This is a genomic window from Geobacter grbiciae (genome assembly GCF_018531165.1).
In the GTDB taxonomy this organism is placed as follows: Bacteria; Desulfobacterota; Desulfuromonadia; order Geobacterales; family Geobacteraceae; genus Geobacter; species Geobacter metallireducens.
In genome coordinates, this window is record NZ_JAHDIW010000006.1 from 44113 (window position 1) to 59130 (window position 15018).

13 protein-coding genes and 2 tRNA genes are annotated in these 15018 nt (G+C 54.1%); 1 reads left to right on the forward strand and 14 read right to left on the reverse strand.

Annotated elements, in window-relative coordinates; genetic code table 11:
- Position 1 precedes the first annotated feature (1 nt).
- The 11 genes from KJB29_RS09280 to KJB29_RS09330 all read right to left on the reverse strand — a co-directional run bounded on the left by KJB29_RS09280 (position 2) and on the right by KJB29_RS09330 (position 11526).
- Positions 2 to 952 carry a GTPase-activating protein gene (locus KJB29_RS09280; protein WP_215734362.1) on the reverse strand — a complete coding sequence of 317 codons (951 nt, stop codon included), beginning with the start codon at positions 950 to 952 and terminating at the stop codon, positions 2 to 4.
- Between the two features lie 85 nt (positions 953 to 1037).
- Positions 1038 to 2204, reverse strand: a complete 1167-nt coding sequence (locus KJB29_RS09285) for an HD-GYP domain-containing protein (RefSeq protein ID WP_215734363.1) — start codon at positions 2202 to 2204, stop codon at positions 1038 to 1040.
- Between the two features lie 150 nt (positions 2205 to 2354).
- A complete protein-coding gene (locus KJB29_RS09290; protein ID WP_215734364.1) occupies positions 2355 to 2903 on the reverse strand; it encodes a 2-oxoacid:acceptor oxidoreductase family protein in 549 nt (182 codons plus the stop codon).
- A 29-nt stretch (positions 2904 to 2932) separates the two neighbouring features.
- The gene (locus KJB29_RS09295; protein WP_215734365.1) at positions 2933 to 3751 is read right to left on the reverse strand and encodes a 2-oxoacid:ferredoxin oxidoreductase subunit beta; all 819 of its coding nucleotides are present in this window, start codon (positions 3749 to 3751) and stop codon (positions 2933 to 2935) included.
- A 2-nt stretch (positions 3752 to 3753) separates the two neighbouring features.
- Positions 3754 to 4887: a 2-oxoacid:acceptor oxidoreductase subunit alpha gene (locus KJB29_RS09300; protein WP_215734366.1), complete on the reverse strand. Its 1134-nt coding sequence runs from the start codon at positions 4885 to 4887 to the stop codon at positions 3754 to 3756.
- Between the two features lie 24 nt (positions 4888 to 4911).
- Positions 4912 to 5106: a 4Fe-4S binding protein gene (locus KJB29_RS09305; protein ID WP_004513147.1), complete on the reverse strand. Its 195-nt coding sequence runs from the start codon at positions 5104 to 5106 to the stop codon at positions 4912 to 4914.
- Between the two features lie 196 nt (positions 5107 to 5302).
- The gene (mdh, locus tag KJB29_RS09310; protein ID WP_215734367.1) at positions 5303 to 6256 is read right to left on the reverse strand and encodes a malate dehydrogenase; all 954 of its coding nucleotides are present in this window, start codon (positions 6254 to 6256) and stop codon (positions 5303 to 5305) included.
- A 50-nt stretch (positions 6257 to 6306) separates the two neighbouring features.
- Positions 6307 to 8529 carry an NADP-dependent isocitrate dehydrogenase gene (locus KJB29_RS09315; RefSeq protein ID WP_215734368.1) on the reverse strand — a complete coding sequence of 741 codons (2223 nt, stop codon included), beginning with the start codon at positions 8527 to 8529 and terminating at the stop codon, positions 6307 to 6309.
- A 252-nt stretch (positions 8530 to 8781) separates the two neighbouring features.
- The gene (locus KJB29_RS09320; RefSeq protein WP_215734369.1) at positions 8782 to 9474 is read right to left on the reverse strand and encodes a LysM peptidoglycan-binding domain-containing protein; all 693 of its coding nucleotides are present in this window, start codon (positions 9472 to 9474) and stop codon (positions 8782 to 8784) included.
- A gap of 14 nt (positions 9475 to 9488) precedes the next feature.
- The gene (gene aspS / locus KJB29_RS09325; protein WP_215734370.1) at positions 9489 to 11273 is read right to left on the reverse strand and encodes an aspartate--tRNA ligase; all 1785 of its coding nucleotides are present in this window, start codon (positions 11271 to 11273) and stop codon (positions 9489 to 9491) included.
- Positions 11274 to 11450: 177 nt separating this feature from the next.
- Positions 11451 to 11526 (reverse strand) — tRNA-Ala (locus tag KJB29_RS09330).
- Between the two features lie 125 nt (positions 11527 to 11651).
- Here KJB29_RS09330 and KJB29_RS09335 point away from each other — a divergent pair.
- Positions 11652 to 11738, forward strand: a tRNA-Leu gene (locus KJB29_RS09335).
- A 44-nt stretch (positions 11739 to 11782) separates the two neighbouring features.
- On the opposite strand, the gene rlmB is transcribed toward KJB29_RS09335, so the two are convergent.
- Genes rlmB through KJB29_RS09350 form a run of 3 tightly spaced genes read right to left on the reverse strand, consistent with a single transcriptional unit; the run spans position 11783 to position 15014 of the window.
- On the reverse strand, positions 11783 to 12535 hold the full coding sequence (gene rlmB / locus KJB29_RS09340) for a 23S rRNA (guanosine(2251)-2'-O)-methyltransferase RlmB (protein ID WP_215734371.1): 753 nt from the start codon (positions 12533 to 12535) through the stop codon (positions 11783 to 11785).
- A gap of 19 nt (positions 12536 to 12554) precedes the next feature.
- Positions 12555 to 13274, reverse strand: coding sequence for an orotidine-5'-phosphate decarboxylase (gene pyrF, locus KJB29_RS09345; protein ID WP_215734372.1), 720 nt, complete (start codon positions 13272 to 13274; stop codon positions 12555 to 12557).
- 27 nt (positions 13275 to 13301) lie between these two features.
- Positions 13302 to 15014, reverse strand: coding sequence for a proline--tRNA ligase (locus KJB29_RS09350; protein ID WP_215734373.1), 1713 nt, complete (start codon positions 15012 to 15014; stop codon positions 13302 to 13304).
- Positions 15015 to 15018: the final 4 nt, after the last annotated feature.

Here is a 15018-nt window from a genome sequence, read left to right on the forward strand (position 1 = left end):
GCTAAATCCGCTGGGCAATCTCTTCCTTCATGGTGTCCAGCATCTCCTTAGTCTTGGACATGCTGGTGAGCAGCTTTGCCCCCTTTTCCACCCCGGCCAGAAACGCGCCGACAAGCGCACTATCCTGGAGTGCCCGCCGTCCCCCCCGGTCATTCAGTTCCTTCTCCACGAGGGCAGCCCCCATCCTCCCCACGTACGCCATGGCAACTTCTTTCAGATCATCCTCAAGTTCCCGAAGCTTTTCCTCTTCCTGGTACCGGTCGACAACAGCAGCTTCATTGCGGGTCTTGTCGCGCTCAGAGGCGAATCTGCTGCTGGTCGATTCCCAAAGCTTCGACACGTTGACCATCTCAAGAAGGTCATAGTGCATCAACTCATCGGCGCTTTTCGTGGAGAGCACATCTATCTTTGCCCCCGGTAGCCCTGCAATCTTCTGGGACTCGGTTGCCGATGTTTCTATATCAGTGGAGCCGTCATGAAAGAAACCGAGAGGCGCCCCCTCCTTGTAAAAAATAAGGGCTGTGCGGCTCTCGGTGTAGAGCCTGAGACAACCATTGAGCCTCTGGGCTTTCATCTTCTCCAGGAGCCCCTTGATGTCGATCAGCTTCAGTTCCTGCCCCGCGTAGAGGACATCCCCATGGATCATCGCGTGCAAACACATGGCCAGATCCTTGGAAAGCCTGTAGACACTAAGACTTCCACCGCCAGCAAAAATAAGGGTGCAGACGCCAGCAATCGCTTCGAACCCCGTGAGCTTACGCCCATCCTGTTCATGCACGGCACTGATCAGCTTGCCGGCTTCAAAGAAGAGAATCGCCGTTGCCGAGGGAAACGTAAAGTTCAGGTAGCCCGTGAACCCGCCTGCCTTGAGCTTCTCGAACATATCAGGAAGCTTGACCTTGGCAGCGGCTATGTTCTCATACAGTGGGTTTCCCTTGGGAAGGAGGAACATCCCGGTCTCCTTGGTCAGAGGTTTTTCACAAAGTAATCGATTTGTGTGCGGGAGTCAAAGCCTAAGTAGAGGTAATCCAGGCCGATTAAGCACTCATACTCTTATAAATTCGGGCAAAAATATGTTCAATGGCAAAGAAAGTCGCCAGAACTGCAGGATCGAAATGGCGCCCCGGATCGATGCGCCTGTCTCCAACCGTAAAGACGGAAAGCGCCTCCTCGTGACTTAAGGGCTCTTTGTAGCTTCTCCTTGAGCGCAAGGCATCGTAGACATCAGCCAATTTCACAATTCGCCCGGAGAGTGGAATATCCTCCCCGCGCAAACCATGGGGATATCCACTGCCATCCCAGTTCTCGTGGTGTGATATGGCAATCTCACGGGCAATCTGCAGTCGGGGTGAATCACCAAGGATCTTCTCACCATAGGCGGGGTGTAGACGCATGATACGCAATTCGTCTTCGTTAAGGGGGGCTGGCTTAAGAAGTATTTCATTCGGTACCCGGATTTTGCCCACATCATGCATCTGAGCCGAGTAGGAAATCACTTCCACAAGATCAACCGGCAGCCCCATATTGGCAGCCAAAGCCCCTGCATAGCGGTTGACACGGACAATATGTTCGCCAGCACCCTCCTCCGCAGCTTCGCACGCCCGTGCCAGGGATTCAATGGTGTAGATAAAAGCCTTCTCCGTCTCCCTGACACTGTTGGATAACGTGGTCAACGACCCGATAACCACGGCAAGACTCTGAAGAACCATTGCATCATACTCCGTAGCCTCACCGGGATAGTTAAAGGCCAGGAGCGCTCCACCTGCGTCACCTCCTATGTGACAGCAGATGAAATTTGTTAGGAGCTTACCGATGTACTCCTTTACCGTTGGATGAAAATAGGCTTGATACTCCTCAACCGTTTCACAGGTATCACACCAATTGGAGATGATAACTTCATCCGTAAGGCGTTCCGGAGCATAGACCGATGCAGGATCAATAAGAATCTCTTCAGAACCCTCCACGATCTCCCCGGCACTGAGATGGAAGACTCTGCCGTGGCTAGCTCCTGCCTTCCCATTAAAAAGAATAAAGATACTAAGAGGGCCACGCCTGCCGCTCCCGCCCAGAACACGGCCGAGGGCTTCAACATAGAGTTCTTTGTCGGTAAACTTACGGTTCGAGAGGTTCCGGAGAGTGACGTTTACCAACCGCAAGAGTTCCTGTGTCTGCTGTAGCGATGTGTTGCAAAGCTCCAAGGTCATAAGAAAATCTCACTGGAGAGATTCAACTGCCTGCCATACTTTGTTGGTTATACTCTATAAAACAACCTCCCGCAATGATCCAGCCCCAAAACGACAGAAGGCCCGAGCCAATGGCATCGAGCCTTCTGTTTTATTCAGGGGGTGAAGGAATTAAGCCTTCGCAGCCATTGCTTTATCGTAGCCAAGTTGGAAAGCTTTCCTGTTCAGTTCGATAAAAGCTTCAGGTACACGCGCGAGAACAGCTTTCTCGGCATTTTCCTTGTCAACCACCTCGGTCAGAGCAACCATGGCGCCAAGTGCAACGATATTGGCAACAATCTCCCGACCTACTTCATTCTTGGCCGTATTGATGATGGGGAACGACACAACCTTGAAACTCCCCTTCGGCTGGGTCTTGACGAGGTCGGAGTCGATGAGCAGAACCCCACCCTCTTTCAGGTCGTGGGAGTACTTGTCGCAGGCCTCTTGCGTAAGAGCGAGAAGCGCATCAACACGGGTTGCCTTTGGATAGTCGATAGCTTCATCAGAAATGATAACCTCTGATTTCGATGCACCACCACGGGCCTCAGGACCATAGCTCTGGGACTGTACTGCCTGAATTCCCTGATAAATAGAGGCTGCCTCGGCCATGATTACACCAGCCAGAATCAGGCCCTGACCGCCAGCCCCGGAAAAACGAATCTCATATCTTCCTGCCATCTGTGTAGTCTCCTTTGCAAACAGGGTGATTATTTGGCAGCCTGGGCACGCTGGAGAACCTTCGCGTACTCCTCGCAGTACTCGGGTTTTTCAACTTTATGCAGAACACCCGTAAGAATCTTGCCTTCAAGCTGTTCAGCTGTCATCTTCTCGGCAGCCTTAACCGGTACGGCTACTTCCTTGAGACGGTTCATCATCTCGACAACCGACTTGTACTTGTTGCGACGTCCGTAGGTAGTCGGGCAGTCATCGAGGATTTCGACGACGGAGAAACCTTTGTGCTGAATAGCTTCAGCAATGAGCTTGTCGAGCTGTGCAGCATGGTATGCCGTACCGCGGGCGACAAAGGATGCGCCAGCGCCGATGGCAAGCTTGGCAATGTCAAAACCGGGGTCCGGGTTGCCATAAGGAGTCGTGGATGCCTTTGCACCAGTCGGGGTGCAGGGAGAGAACTGGCCACCGGTCATCCCGTAGATATAGTTGTTCATGATGATGTAGGTCATGTCGATGTTACGACGGCAGGCATGGATGAAGTGGTTGCCACCGATCGCCGTACCATCGCCGTCACCGCCGCAGAGGATAACCGTCATCTCAGGCTTTGCCATCTTGACGCCCGTAGCAAATGCAGCAGCGCGGCCATGGGCCGTGTGCAGCGTACAGCAATCAATGTATCCCGGCAGACGTGAAGCGCAGCCAATACCCGAAACAATAGCAGTCTCTTCCTTTTTGAGGTTCAGAGAGTCCATTGCACGGATAAGGCCTTTCATGATAATCCCGTGGCCGCAGCCAGGGCACCAGATGTGCGGCAGTTTCCCGGGACGGATATACTTATCGTAATCAAACGCCATGGTTACTTGACCTCCTTCATCTTATCGAGGATCTGGCCCGGGTTGATCGGCTCACCGTCAACACGGAAAATACCGAGAACCGGAGCATTTCCCTCAATGCACCCTTTTACCAAACCAGTACACATGCCGAGGTTCATTTCCGGAGTAATGAAACCCTTGACCTTCTTGGAGAGTTCCAGAATGCGCTCCTCGGGAAACGGCCAGAAGGTGATGATCCGGAAGAGACCGACCTTGATGCCATTCTTGCGTGCTTCGTTAACGGCAAAACGAGCCGAACGGGAAGTGGAGCCGAAAGCTACGACGATAACATCAGCATCATCGCACAGGTACTCTTCCCATTTCATGATATCAGCTTTATTAGCTTCAACCTTGCGAACCTGGCGCTCTTCTTCCGCTTGAACGACCTCGGCCTTGGTGGTCGGGAAACCGTCCTGCATCTTGTTGAGGCCGGTAACATGGAACTTGTAACCGGAACCGAATGCAGCAAGAGGCGGTACGTCACCGAAAGAAGTGTCATAAGGCTTGTACTGCTCGGGGGGGACGGAAGGCTTAGTACGATCAACCACTTCCAGTTCGCCCGGCTCCGGGAAGACAATCCGCTCACGCATGTGGGCGACAATTTCGTCAGGCATAATCATAACCGGCGTGCGATACTTCTCAGCCAGGTTAAAGGCCCGAACCGTCTCTTCGAAAATTTCCTGAACCGATGCAGGAACAAGGCAGATAGCGGGATGGTCACCATGGGTTCCCCACTTGGCGCACATAACGTCTGACTGCGAAGGTCCGGTCGGCATACCGGTGGAAGGACCACCGCGCATAACGTTGAAAATTACGGCAGGAACTTCGGAAATGCAGGCATAACCAATGTTCTCCTGCTTAAGGGAGAGGCCAGGACCGGAAGTAGCAGTAAGAACCTTGGCACCGGTCAGTGATGCTCCGATAACGGCAGCCATGGCTCCAATCTCGTCTTCCATCTGAATGAACTTCCCACCAAATTTGGGAAGTTCAGCGGACATTACCTCGGCCACCTCAGTGGATGGAGTAATAGGGTAACCGGCGAAAAACCGGCAGCCAGCGTAAAGAGCACCGTGAGCACCGGCCTCGTTACCCTGGAGAAGTGCAACTTTCTTAGCCACGTCAAATACCTCCTCTTGGAATGGTTACGGGGTGACTTTGATAGCAAAATCGGGGCAGCGCAGTTCGCACTGCATGCATTTGATGCAGGCTTCGAGGTTTTTCACCGCCACAACGAAACCTTTCATCTCCAGTACCTTGGTAGGGCAAAACTCAACACAGATATGGCAGCCCTTGCAGTACTTCTCAACAATCTCGATAGTCGGAAGCTTTTTTTCCATCTAGATACGCTCCTTTACTAAAATGAGGCCGTTTCCGGCAAACTTCTCTGGTATATAACACACCCATGTATACAATTTCAACGCTTAGAACGCGACGATCGTAAAATACTGTTATTTTCTCAAAGGGAAGACCCGACATGACAAAAGAAGGGCACAGGGCCCTTCTTTTGCCTTGCTGCAGTGGGAATCTGGAAAATTACTTAAGGCTGTCGACGAGACTCTTCACCGCGGCAACCGACTTATCCATCATTGCCTGCTCCTCGGCGTCGAGGTTGAACTGGATGATCTGCTCAACACCGTTCTCGCCCAGCACTGCAGGAACACCGACGTAGTATCCATTCACGCCGAACTCGCCCTGGAGGAAGCAGCAGGTCGGAAGAACCCGCTTCTGGTCCTTGAGGATAGACTCGGTCATGGCGATTGCGGCAGAGGCCGGAGAGTAGAATGCAGAACCGGTCTTGAGGAGAGCGACAACCTCACCACCCGCACCGCGAGTACGCTTGACCATTGCCTCCATGACTTCCTTGGCCTTAGCCTTATCCTTATACTTACGCTCAAGAAGTTCCATAACCGGGATGCCGCAAACACTGGTATAACGAACCAGAGGCACCATGTCATCACCATGGCCACCGAGGGTTACGGCAACGACATCCTTCACGGAAACGCCCAGCTCCCAGGCGATGAAGGCGGCAAAGCGGGAGGAATCGAGAACGCCTGCCTGGCCGATAACCCTGTTGTAGGGGAAGCCGGTGATTTTCTGGCAAAGGGTAACCATGGCGTCCAGCGGGTTGGAGATAACGATTATGAAAGAATTGGGGGCATACTGCTTAATACCCTCAGCAACCTGGGTCATGATCTTGGAGTTGACTTCGATGAGATCGTCACGGCTCATGCCCGGCTTGCGGGGAAGACCAGCGGTAACGATGACAACATCGGAGCCAGCTATATCCGCGTAGCTGTTGGTGCCCTTGAGGCATACATCAAAACCGTCAACCGGACCAACCTCTGCGATATCAAGCATCTTCCCCTGTGGAAGACCTTCGACGATATCAAACATCACTACATCGCCAAGTTCGCGCAGGGCGCAAAGTTGAGCAAGAACGCCACCAATCTGACCACCACCGATGAGAGAGATTTTCTTACGTGCCATGTTTTCTTCCTCCGTTTTGAATTGGGGTTATCTGCGTGATACAACTACCTTTAGATAGCATCAATAATTGCGTTCAGGGTCGGGCTAGGACGCATCGCCTTTTCCACCTTCTTCTTGTCGGCGTGGTAATAACCACCCATATCAACGGGCTTGCCCTGGGCCGCAATCAGTTCCTCGTTGATCTTGGCTTCGTTTTCCTGAAGCTTCTTTGCAACGGGAGCAAATTTCGCCTGGAGCTCGGCATCCTTTGACTGGGCCGCCAGTGCTTCTGCCCAGTACATGGCAAGATAGTAATGGCTGCCACGGTTGTCGATCTGGCCAACCTTGCGGGCCGGCGACTTGTTATTGTCGAGGAACTTGGCGATGGCCTGATCGAGGGTCTCGGCCAGAACAAGCGCCTTATCATTCTTAAAGGTAGTGCCAAGATGCTCCAGAGAAGCGGCAAATGCAGAGAACTCACCGAGTGAATCCCAGCGCAGGTACCCCTCCTTCACAAATTGCTGGACATGCTTGGGAGCAGATCCACCCGCACCTGTCTCAAACAGTCCGCCACCGGCGAGAAGCGGAACGATGGAGAGCATCTTAGCGCTGGTGCCGACTTCGAGAATCGGAAAGAGGTCGGTGAGGTAGTCACGAAGCACGTTACCGGTTACGGAGATAGTATCCAGACCCTTGCGGATTCTTTCCAACGAGTAGTTAATTGCTGCTACCGGGTCAAGAATCTTGATCTCAAGACCAGTAGTGTCATGATCCTTAAGGTACTTCTCCACTTTTGCAATAACGTTTGCATCATGGGCCCTGTTCTTATCCAGCCAGAACACAGCGTGCGCACCCGTTGCCCGTGCTCTTCTTACAGCAAGTTTCACCCAATCCTGGATCGGGATATCTTTTGCTCTGGACATTCTCCAGATATCGCCGGCTTCAACAGCCTGCTCCATCAGCACCTTGCCGTCCTCGGCAACTACACGGACAGTACCGTTTGCAGGAATTTCGAACGTTGTGGGGTGCGACCCATACTCTTCAGCCTTTTGGGCCATGAGACCTACGTTCGGAACGGAACCCATGGTTGCAGGATCAAGGGCACCGTTCTTCTGGCAATCCTGGATGATCGCCTTGTAGATGGTAGCATAGCAACGATCGGGAATCATCGCCTTGGTGTCCTGAAGCTTGCCTTCAGCATTCCACATCTTGCCCGACTCGCGAACGACAACCGGCATGGAGGCATCAACGATGATGTCGTTGGGCACATGCAGGTTAGTGATCCCTTTGTCGGAGTCCACCATTGCAATAGCAGGACGTTTGGCATACTCAGCCTGGATATCTGCCTCAATCTCTGCCCTCTTGGCTTCGGGCAGGGACTGCATCTTGTTGTAGAGGTCGCCAAGTCCCATGTTGGGATTGACACCCAGTTCTTTAAAAGTAGCAGCATGCTTTTCGAAAACGTCGGAATAGAAAACGGAAACGGCATGCCCGAACATGATCGGGTCAGAGACCTTCATCATGGTTGCCTTGAGGTGTAAAGAGAGGAGTTGACCGTTCTTCTTCGCATCCTCAATCTGCTCTGCATAAAACTTCCTCAACGCCTTCACGTTCATGAAGGTGCCGTCGAGAATTTCGCCTTTTTCGGCAACAAGTTTGTCTTTCAGAACGGTAGTTTTGCCATCTGCACCCACCAACTCAATCCTGAAGCCACCGCCATTCTCCATAACAACGGATTTTTCATTGCCATAAAAGTCACCAGTGGTCATGTGGGCAACTTCAGCCTTGGAATCCGAGGTCCATGCACCCAGTTTATGGGGATGCTTCTTGGAGAAGTTTTTGACGGAAACCGGTGCGCGACGGTCCGAGTTCCCTTCACGAAGAACTGGGTTAACGGCGCTTCCGAGCACTTTAGCATAGCGCTCCTTTATCTCTTTCTCAGCGTCATTCTTCGGGTCTTCAGGGTAATCCGGTACATTGTACCCTTGGGACTGCAACTCTTTGATCGCCTCTTTGAGCTGAGGAACGGAAGCACTGATGTTTGGGAGCTTAATGATATTTGCTTCGGGGTTATGGGTAAGATCCCCCAACTGAGTCAGATAATCAGGAACCTTTTGAGCTTCAGTCAGGTTTTCCGGGAAAGTGGCAAGAATCCGGCCAGCAAGAGAAATGTCCCGTGTCTCAACCTCAACACCTGTCCCCGCGGTAAACTTCTGAATGATCGGCAGCAAGGAATATGTTGCCAATGCGGGTGCTTCGTCAATGTCTGTCCAAATAATCTTGTGTGTCGCCATGTTCCCTCCTTTATTTTTTACGGCAATCCGCCAGAGGCTTGTAAAATGGCCAGAAGATACGTCACCAACTATAGGCAATTGGTGTGAATCAGCTTACATGAAATCGAATTAACCTTTTACCATAAAGTGTGTATACAGTATGCAAAATTATATGTACTGTCAAGGAAAAACTATTTTCCGTTTACGACAAAAATACCTTGAAGTTACACGCAAAAAAGCCGGGTTTAACCCGGCTTCCGTTCATATTCACGACTATTGCAGACGACGTTCTTGAGCAATGCGGCGAGCTTCCGCAATATCATCCCGCCCCGCATTTCTCGGTATCCTGAGCACCTGCCCCGGCCAGATTCTCTTCGGGTCGCGTATCTGATCCCTGTTCGCACGATAAATGAGCGGCCACAGTAAGGCATCGCCATATACCTCGGATTGAGCTGCAATCTGGGGCAGCGTCTCCCCTCGCTTTACCGTGTGAACAGAGGGGAGATGACGAACCTCCCGCTCCTTCTCCTTGACAGCTACAGGTTTATCGACTTTCTTTCGAGTCTCTCGCGCCTCCCTTTCACGCTCTTCAATCATGCGGCGCTTCTGCTCCTCAAGGATCCTCTGCCGCTCGGCTGCACGGCGATCCTCTTCAGCCTTGAGCCTTTGTGCTTCCTGACGTACTTTCTCGGCAGCGAGTTGTTGTTCTGCCAACTCTGACTTCCTAAGGGCAAGGAGATAGAACTGCTCGGCATCCGAAACCCGGTTGCGCTCAAGGAGCCGATCTCCGGCTTCAAGTGCATCGGTAATACTCGTAAATTCTTCTGCCCTAGCGCGTTCTCCCCCCTGCATCCTCACAGAAGAGAATTTTGTCAGGGCCTCGGTACGGTAACGTGGCAGCCCCTGAGCACAACCAGCAAGGCAAAGAGCCAGCACCGAAACCATTGCCAGGTTTCTCGTCTTCATTCACATTTCCGCTCTCATTGCTTGACGGTCACCTTGAGAGCAAGTTCCCTGAGTTGTTTTGCATCAACAGGGGAAGGAGCTTCTGACATGAGACAAGCTCCCTTCTGAGTTTTGGGGAAGGCAATGACGTCACGGATCGAATCGCTGCCCGTAAGAAGCATGATGAGGCGATCCATGCCGAAGGCAATACCGCCATGGGGAGGGGTACCGCATTCGAGAGCATCCAGCAGGAAGCCGAACTTTGCGCGCGTCTCATCATCAGAAAGTCCAAGCATGCTGAACATGAGGGATTGGACATGTTGCTGGTGAATCCTGATACTTCCCCCGCCGATTTCGTTGCCATTGAGGACCAGATCATATGCTTTCGCGCGGCAGCTTCCCGGATCCGATTCGACTTTCTCCAGATCCTCATCCATGGGCGCGGTGAAAGGGTGATGGACCGCGGCCCACCGCTTTTCATCCTCATCCCACTCAAGGAGAGGGAAATCGGTGATCCAGACGAATCTGAACGTATTCTTGTCCGCAAGCCCAAGAATTCCGGCAAGATGATTGCGGAGCTTACCGAGAGAATCGTTGACCACCTTCGGTTTGTCCGCCACAAAGAGAAGAAGATCACCATCTTCGGCGCCGAATGCCTGGTTCATTGTAGCGATTTCTTCGGCAGAGAAAAACTTGGCAATGGGGGAATGCCATTGGCCCTCTTCAATCTTGACGTAGGCAAGCCCTTTAGCACCGTAAATCTTGGCGAACTCGGTGAGATCGTCGATCTCTTTGCGGGAAAACCGTGCGCAGCCTTTAGCGTTCAGTCCCTTGATGATTCCACCGGAGGCTGCGACATCGGCAAAGACCTTGAAACCTGCACCCTTGACGATATCTGTCAGCTCAACAAGCTCCAGGCCAAAGCGTACGTCGGGGTTATCGACGCCGAAGCGGCGAATGGCCTCAGCATAGGTCATGCGTGGCATGGGGAGGGGAACATCCACCCCCTTGGCAACCGTGAAAATCTTCGCAATGAGCCCCTCCATGACCGAAATGATGTCCTCGCGATCGATAAACGACATCTCGCAGTCGATCTGGGTGAACTCAGGCTGACGGTCAGCTCGCAGGTCCTCGTCACGGAAGCAGCGAACAATCTGGAAGTAGCGGTCAAAACCGGAGATCATCAGAATCTGTTTGAATATCTGGGGAGATTGGGGAAGCGCATAGAAGTTCCCTTGATTTATCCGCGACGGGACGAGAAAGTCACGGGCACCTTCCGGAGTTGATTTGGTGAGGAAAGGAGTTTCGATCTCAAGGAATCCGTTTTCTGAGAGATATTGACGGGTTATCTGGGCAACCATCGAGCGGAGAATGAGGTTCTGCTGGAGCACCGGGCGCCGAAGGTCCAGATAACGGTACTTGAGACGGATGTTCTCAGCGACGTCGACATAGTCGTCAAGGGTAAAAGGTAGAGCCTTTGAGCGATTGAGAATCTTGCACTCCGTAACGAGAACTTCGACCTCGCCGGTCTTCATGGCGGAGTTGACAGTCCCATCAGGACGAGGAATCACCTCCCCTTTTACGGCGACGACGTATTCATTCCGGATCGCTTCGGCCTTATGATGGGCATCGGTGTTTTTCGCTGGGTCAAAGACGATCTGGGCGAGTCCCTCCCGGTCACGGAGATCGGCGAAAATAAGGCCCCCATGATCACGGCGGCGCAAAATCCATCCCATGAGGATAACCTCGCGCCCCACATCGGCCTTCGTCAGATTGCCGCAGTAATGACTTCTCTTCCATTCACCCAGAATATCTTCCATCGGAAAAACCTCCTCGTAGGTCGCTAAAATCGGGTAAGCATACTGAATATGAAAGAACTCTTCAAGAAAAACATAACTGTAAGGGAGCGGGAAGTTGATGCATTGGTGACGTACCACCAAAGGTCACCAGATTGAACGCAAAAAGGGGCTGGCCTTTCGGCCAACCCCTTAATGTTTTGGTGGAGCTGATCAGGATCGAACTGACGACCTCTTGAATGCCATTCAAGCGCTCTCCCAGCTGAGCTACAGCCCCGTTCAAAAGAGATTTGGTTTATACCAAAATGGCATCAAGAGTGTCAATACATTTTTCCCAAAAAAATTAGCGGGGGATTTACCCTTGACGCTCTCCAGCACATGTGGTTTAATCCGGCCACTTTTGCCGGAGTGGTGAAACTGGTAGACGCAGCGGACTCAAAATCCGCCGGGAGCAATCCCGTGTCGGTTCGATTCCGACCTCCGGCACCATTCAAAATCAGAGGGTCTTCAGCATCATTGCTGAAGACCCTTTTTCAGTTCTGAGGTGAAAAAGCCAGCCTCTGGCGAAGGACCTCGAAGAGAATTACCCCCCCAGCAACCGATGCGTTGAGGGAACTTACGCCTCCTCTGAGCGGAATGGCAACGAGGAAATCACACTTCTTCCCCACCAAGGGCCTCACCCCCTCCCCTTCACTGCCAATCACAATAACTACATTTCCAGACAGATCCTGATCATAGAGGGACGAGGCGGCACTGTCGGCAGCGCCGTAAATCCAGAAGCCAGCCTCCTTCAACTCGTCGAGGGCTTGGGCCAGATTGGTGACCTGGGCAACGGGTATGGTTTCAGCGGCACCTGCGGCGCTCTTCTCCACCGTGGCCGTCACCCTGGCGGCCCTATCCTTGGGGATGATGACCCCGTGTGCACCAGCACAGGCGGCGCTCCGGATGAGGGCACCCAGATTGTGGGGGTCCTGCACACCGTCGAGGGCGAGGATAAGTCCCCTCTCCCCGGATTCGCGCCAGGCGTCGATAATATCGCTCAACCCGGTATAGGGAAACCCCTCCAGCTTGAGTGCCACCCCCTGATGGTGATCGGTGCCACAGAGACGACTGATATCGCGCTTGTCACGGTTGCGAACCGGGACTCCCTTCTCTGCGGCAAGCTTCAGGAGCTTCTCCATGCGGCGATCGCTGGCATCGCGGGAGACGAAAAGCTCGAAGGCCCTCCGCTTGCCGCGCAGGGCCTCCATGGCACTGTTGATCCCGTAAAGTATCTCTTCTTTCACTCGTAGCCTTTCATCCGGCTCAGCCGGCAACAATCTCGCCGAGAATCAGCTCGGCGGCAGCGGCCGGGTCCGGCGCATCACCAATGGGGCGGCCGATGACGAGATAATCACTCCCCGCCTTCACCGCCTCCGCCGGCGTCATGACCCGCTTCTGATCATTGAGGGCGGCGAAGGACGGGCGGACGCCAGGAGTGACAATGAGGAAGTCGCTCCCACATGCTTCGCGGATGAGGGGAATCTCCCGGGGCGAAGCCACGACGCCATCGATGCCGGCTTTCCTGGCAAGGGTCGCGAGCCGCACCACCATGTCGGGGACGGTGTGTTCAATCCCCACATCCTTGAGGGTCTCCTCGGTGGAAGAGGTGAGAATAGTGACCGCCAGGACCTTTGCCCTATCCCCTCCCTTGAATTCCTTGTCGAGGGCCTCCACTGTTTTCGCCATCATCTCGTAGCCACCCAGTGCATGGAGATTGAAAAGTTTAACTCCCATGCGGGCCGCCTCCACCGAGGCCATGGCAACGGTATTGGGGATGTCGTGGAACTTGAGGTCGAGAAAGACCTCGCCGCCGAACTTCTGGATCATTCGCACCGCGGCTGGGCCGCAGGCGGTGAAGAGTTGCTTGCCGATTTTATACATCCCGACCTTGTCGGACAGCGTTTCGGCCCAGTACTGCACATGGGCGAATTCACCGGTATCAAGGGCAAAAATGACCTTTTCGCGGGCCTGGTCTCTCGTCATTGTGCGTATCGTCTCCTTGAATGGATATTACTGATTGAGAGCTGCAACGACGAGCCCCTTGACCGTCTCCACTGCCTCGGCCAGGGGGAGGAGAGAAACCTCACCGCCCTTGCGGGATTTGAGTTCAACCTTACCTTCCGCCAGGTTCTTGCTCCCCACGACTATCCTGAGCGGGATGCCGATAAGGTCGGCGTCCTTGAACTTGGAACCGGGGCGCTCGTCGCGGTCGTCAAAGAGAACCTCGACGCCGACAGCAGTGAGGGCACGATAGAGTTCATCGCACGCGGCCACGACCTCCGCATCCTTCGTGCTGACGGCCGAGATGATGCAGTGGAACGGCGCGATGGGGATCGGGAAGATGATGCCGTCGGCGTCGTGGTTCTGCTCGATGCATGCGGCCACGGTCCGGCTGATGCCGATGCCGTAGCATCCCATGAAGATGACCTGCTCCTTGCCGTCAGCGTCCAGAAAGGTCGCCCGGAGAGACTCGGAGTACTTGGTTCCCAGCTTGAAGACGTGCCCGACCTCGATGCCGCGCCACATCTCCAGGTGCCCGGCCTCACAGCGGGGGCAGGGGTCGCCGTGGACCACGTTGCGGATGTCGGCAATGAGCGCAGGGGTAAAATCCCTACCGATGTTCACGTTCTTGAAATGGAGATCACGGGCATTGCCGCCGGTGACAAAGTTTTTCATTCCCTGGATCGTCAAGTCGGCAATGATCTTGATCTTCAACCCTACGGGGCCGGCAAAGCCGACGGGAGCGCCAGTAACCCGCTCCACGATCTCCTCACTGGCCATCTCCAACTCTTCGCAGCCGAGAAGGTGCTTGAGCTTGATCTCGTTAAGGTCGTGGTCGCCACGCACCAACGCCGCCACCGGCTCTCCGTCAGCAACGCAGAGGAGGGTCTTCACCAGTGACGAGGCGGGAATGCCGAGGAAGGTGGTCACCTCTTCGACGCTCCGCTTCTGGGGGGTCTCCACTTTTTCCAGTTCCCGGGGCTCGGCATGCTCGGACGGGAAGAGCCGGGCCTCGGCCTTCTCCACGTTGGCGGCATACTCACAGGCGGTGCAGGAGACGATGGCATCCTCACCCGAATCGGCAAGCACCATGAACTCGTGGGACGAGGAGCCGCCGATGGAGCCGGTATCCGCCTCCACTGCCCGGAACTTGAGGCCGCAGCGCTGGAAGATGCGGCGGTAGGCCTGGTACATCTTGTCGTAGGAAGTATCGGCAGCCTCGGAGCTCACGTCAAAGGAATAGGCATCCTTCATGATGAACTCGCGGCCACGCATGAGGCCGAACCGGGGACGGATCTCGTCCCGGAACTTGGACTGGACCTGGTAGAGGTTCAGGGGCATCTGCCGGTAACTCTTCACCTCGCGGCGCACGAGGTCGGTAATGACCTCCTCGTGGGTCGGCCCGAGACAGAACTCGGCATCCTTACGATCCTTGAAGCGGAGAAGCTCCTTGCCATACTGCTCCCACCGCGTCGATTCCTGCCAGAGCTCGGCCGGCTGGACGCTCGGCATGAGAAGCTCGATGGCGCCGGCCCGGTTCATTTCTTCGCGGACGATCTGCTCCACCTTGCGAATGGAGCGAAGCCCCAGGGGAAGATAGTTGTAGATACCGGCAGCCAGTTTGCGGATCATGCCGGCACGGAGCATGAGTTTGTGGGAAACGACCTCGGCGTCGGAAGGGGTCTCCTTGACCGTGGGGATGAAATACTGGGAATAGCGCATTAAA

Bases quoted from the DNA above. Each gene is read 5' to 3' on its own strand.
- KJB29_RS09280 (WP_215734362.1), bottom strand. From the start codon at position 952: ATGTTCCTCCTTCCCAAGGGAAACCCACTGTATGAGAACATAGCCGCT.
- KJB29_RS09285 (WP_215734363.1), bottom strand. From the start codon at position 2,204: ATGACCTTGGAGCTTTGCAACACATCGCTACAGCAGACACAGGAACTC.
- KJB29_RS09290 (WP_215734364.1), bottom strand. From the start codon at position 2,903: ATGGCAGGAAGATATGAGATTCGTTTTTCCGGGGCTGGCGGTCAGGGC.
- KJB29_RS09295 (WP_215734365.1), bottom strand. From the start codon at position 3,751: ATGGCGTTTGATTACGATAAGTATATCCGTCCCGGGAAACTGCCGCAC.
- KJB29_RS09305 (WP_004513147.1), bottom strand. From the start codon at position 5,106: ATGGAAAAAAAGCTTCCGACTATCGAGATTGTTGAGAAGTACTGCAAG.
- mdh (WP_215734367.1), bottom strand. From the start codon at position 6,256: ATGGCACGTAAGAAAATCTCTCTCATCGGTGGTGGTCAGATTGGTGGC.
- KJB29_RS09315 (WP_215734368.1), bottom strand. From the start codon at position 8,529: ATGGCGACACACAAGATTATTTGGACAGACATTGACGAAGCACCCGCA.
- KJB29_RS09320 (WP_215734369.1), bottom strand. From the start codon at position 9,474: ATGAAGACGAGAAACCTGGCAATGGTTTCGGTGCTGGCTCTTTGCCTT.
- aspS (WP_215734370.1), bottom strand. From the start codon at position 11,273: ATGGAAGATATTCTGGGTGAATGGAAGAGAAGTCATTACTGCGGCAAT.
- pyrF (WP_215734372.1), bottom strand. From the start codon at position 13,274: ATGACGAGAGACCAGGCCCGCGAAAAGGTCATTTTTGCCCTTGATACC.
- KJB29_RS09350 (WP_215734373.1), bottom strand. From the start codon at position 15,014: ATGCGCTATTCCCAGTATTTCATCCCCACGGTCAAGGAGACCCCTTCC.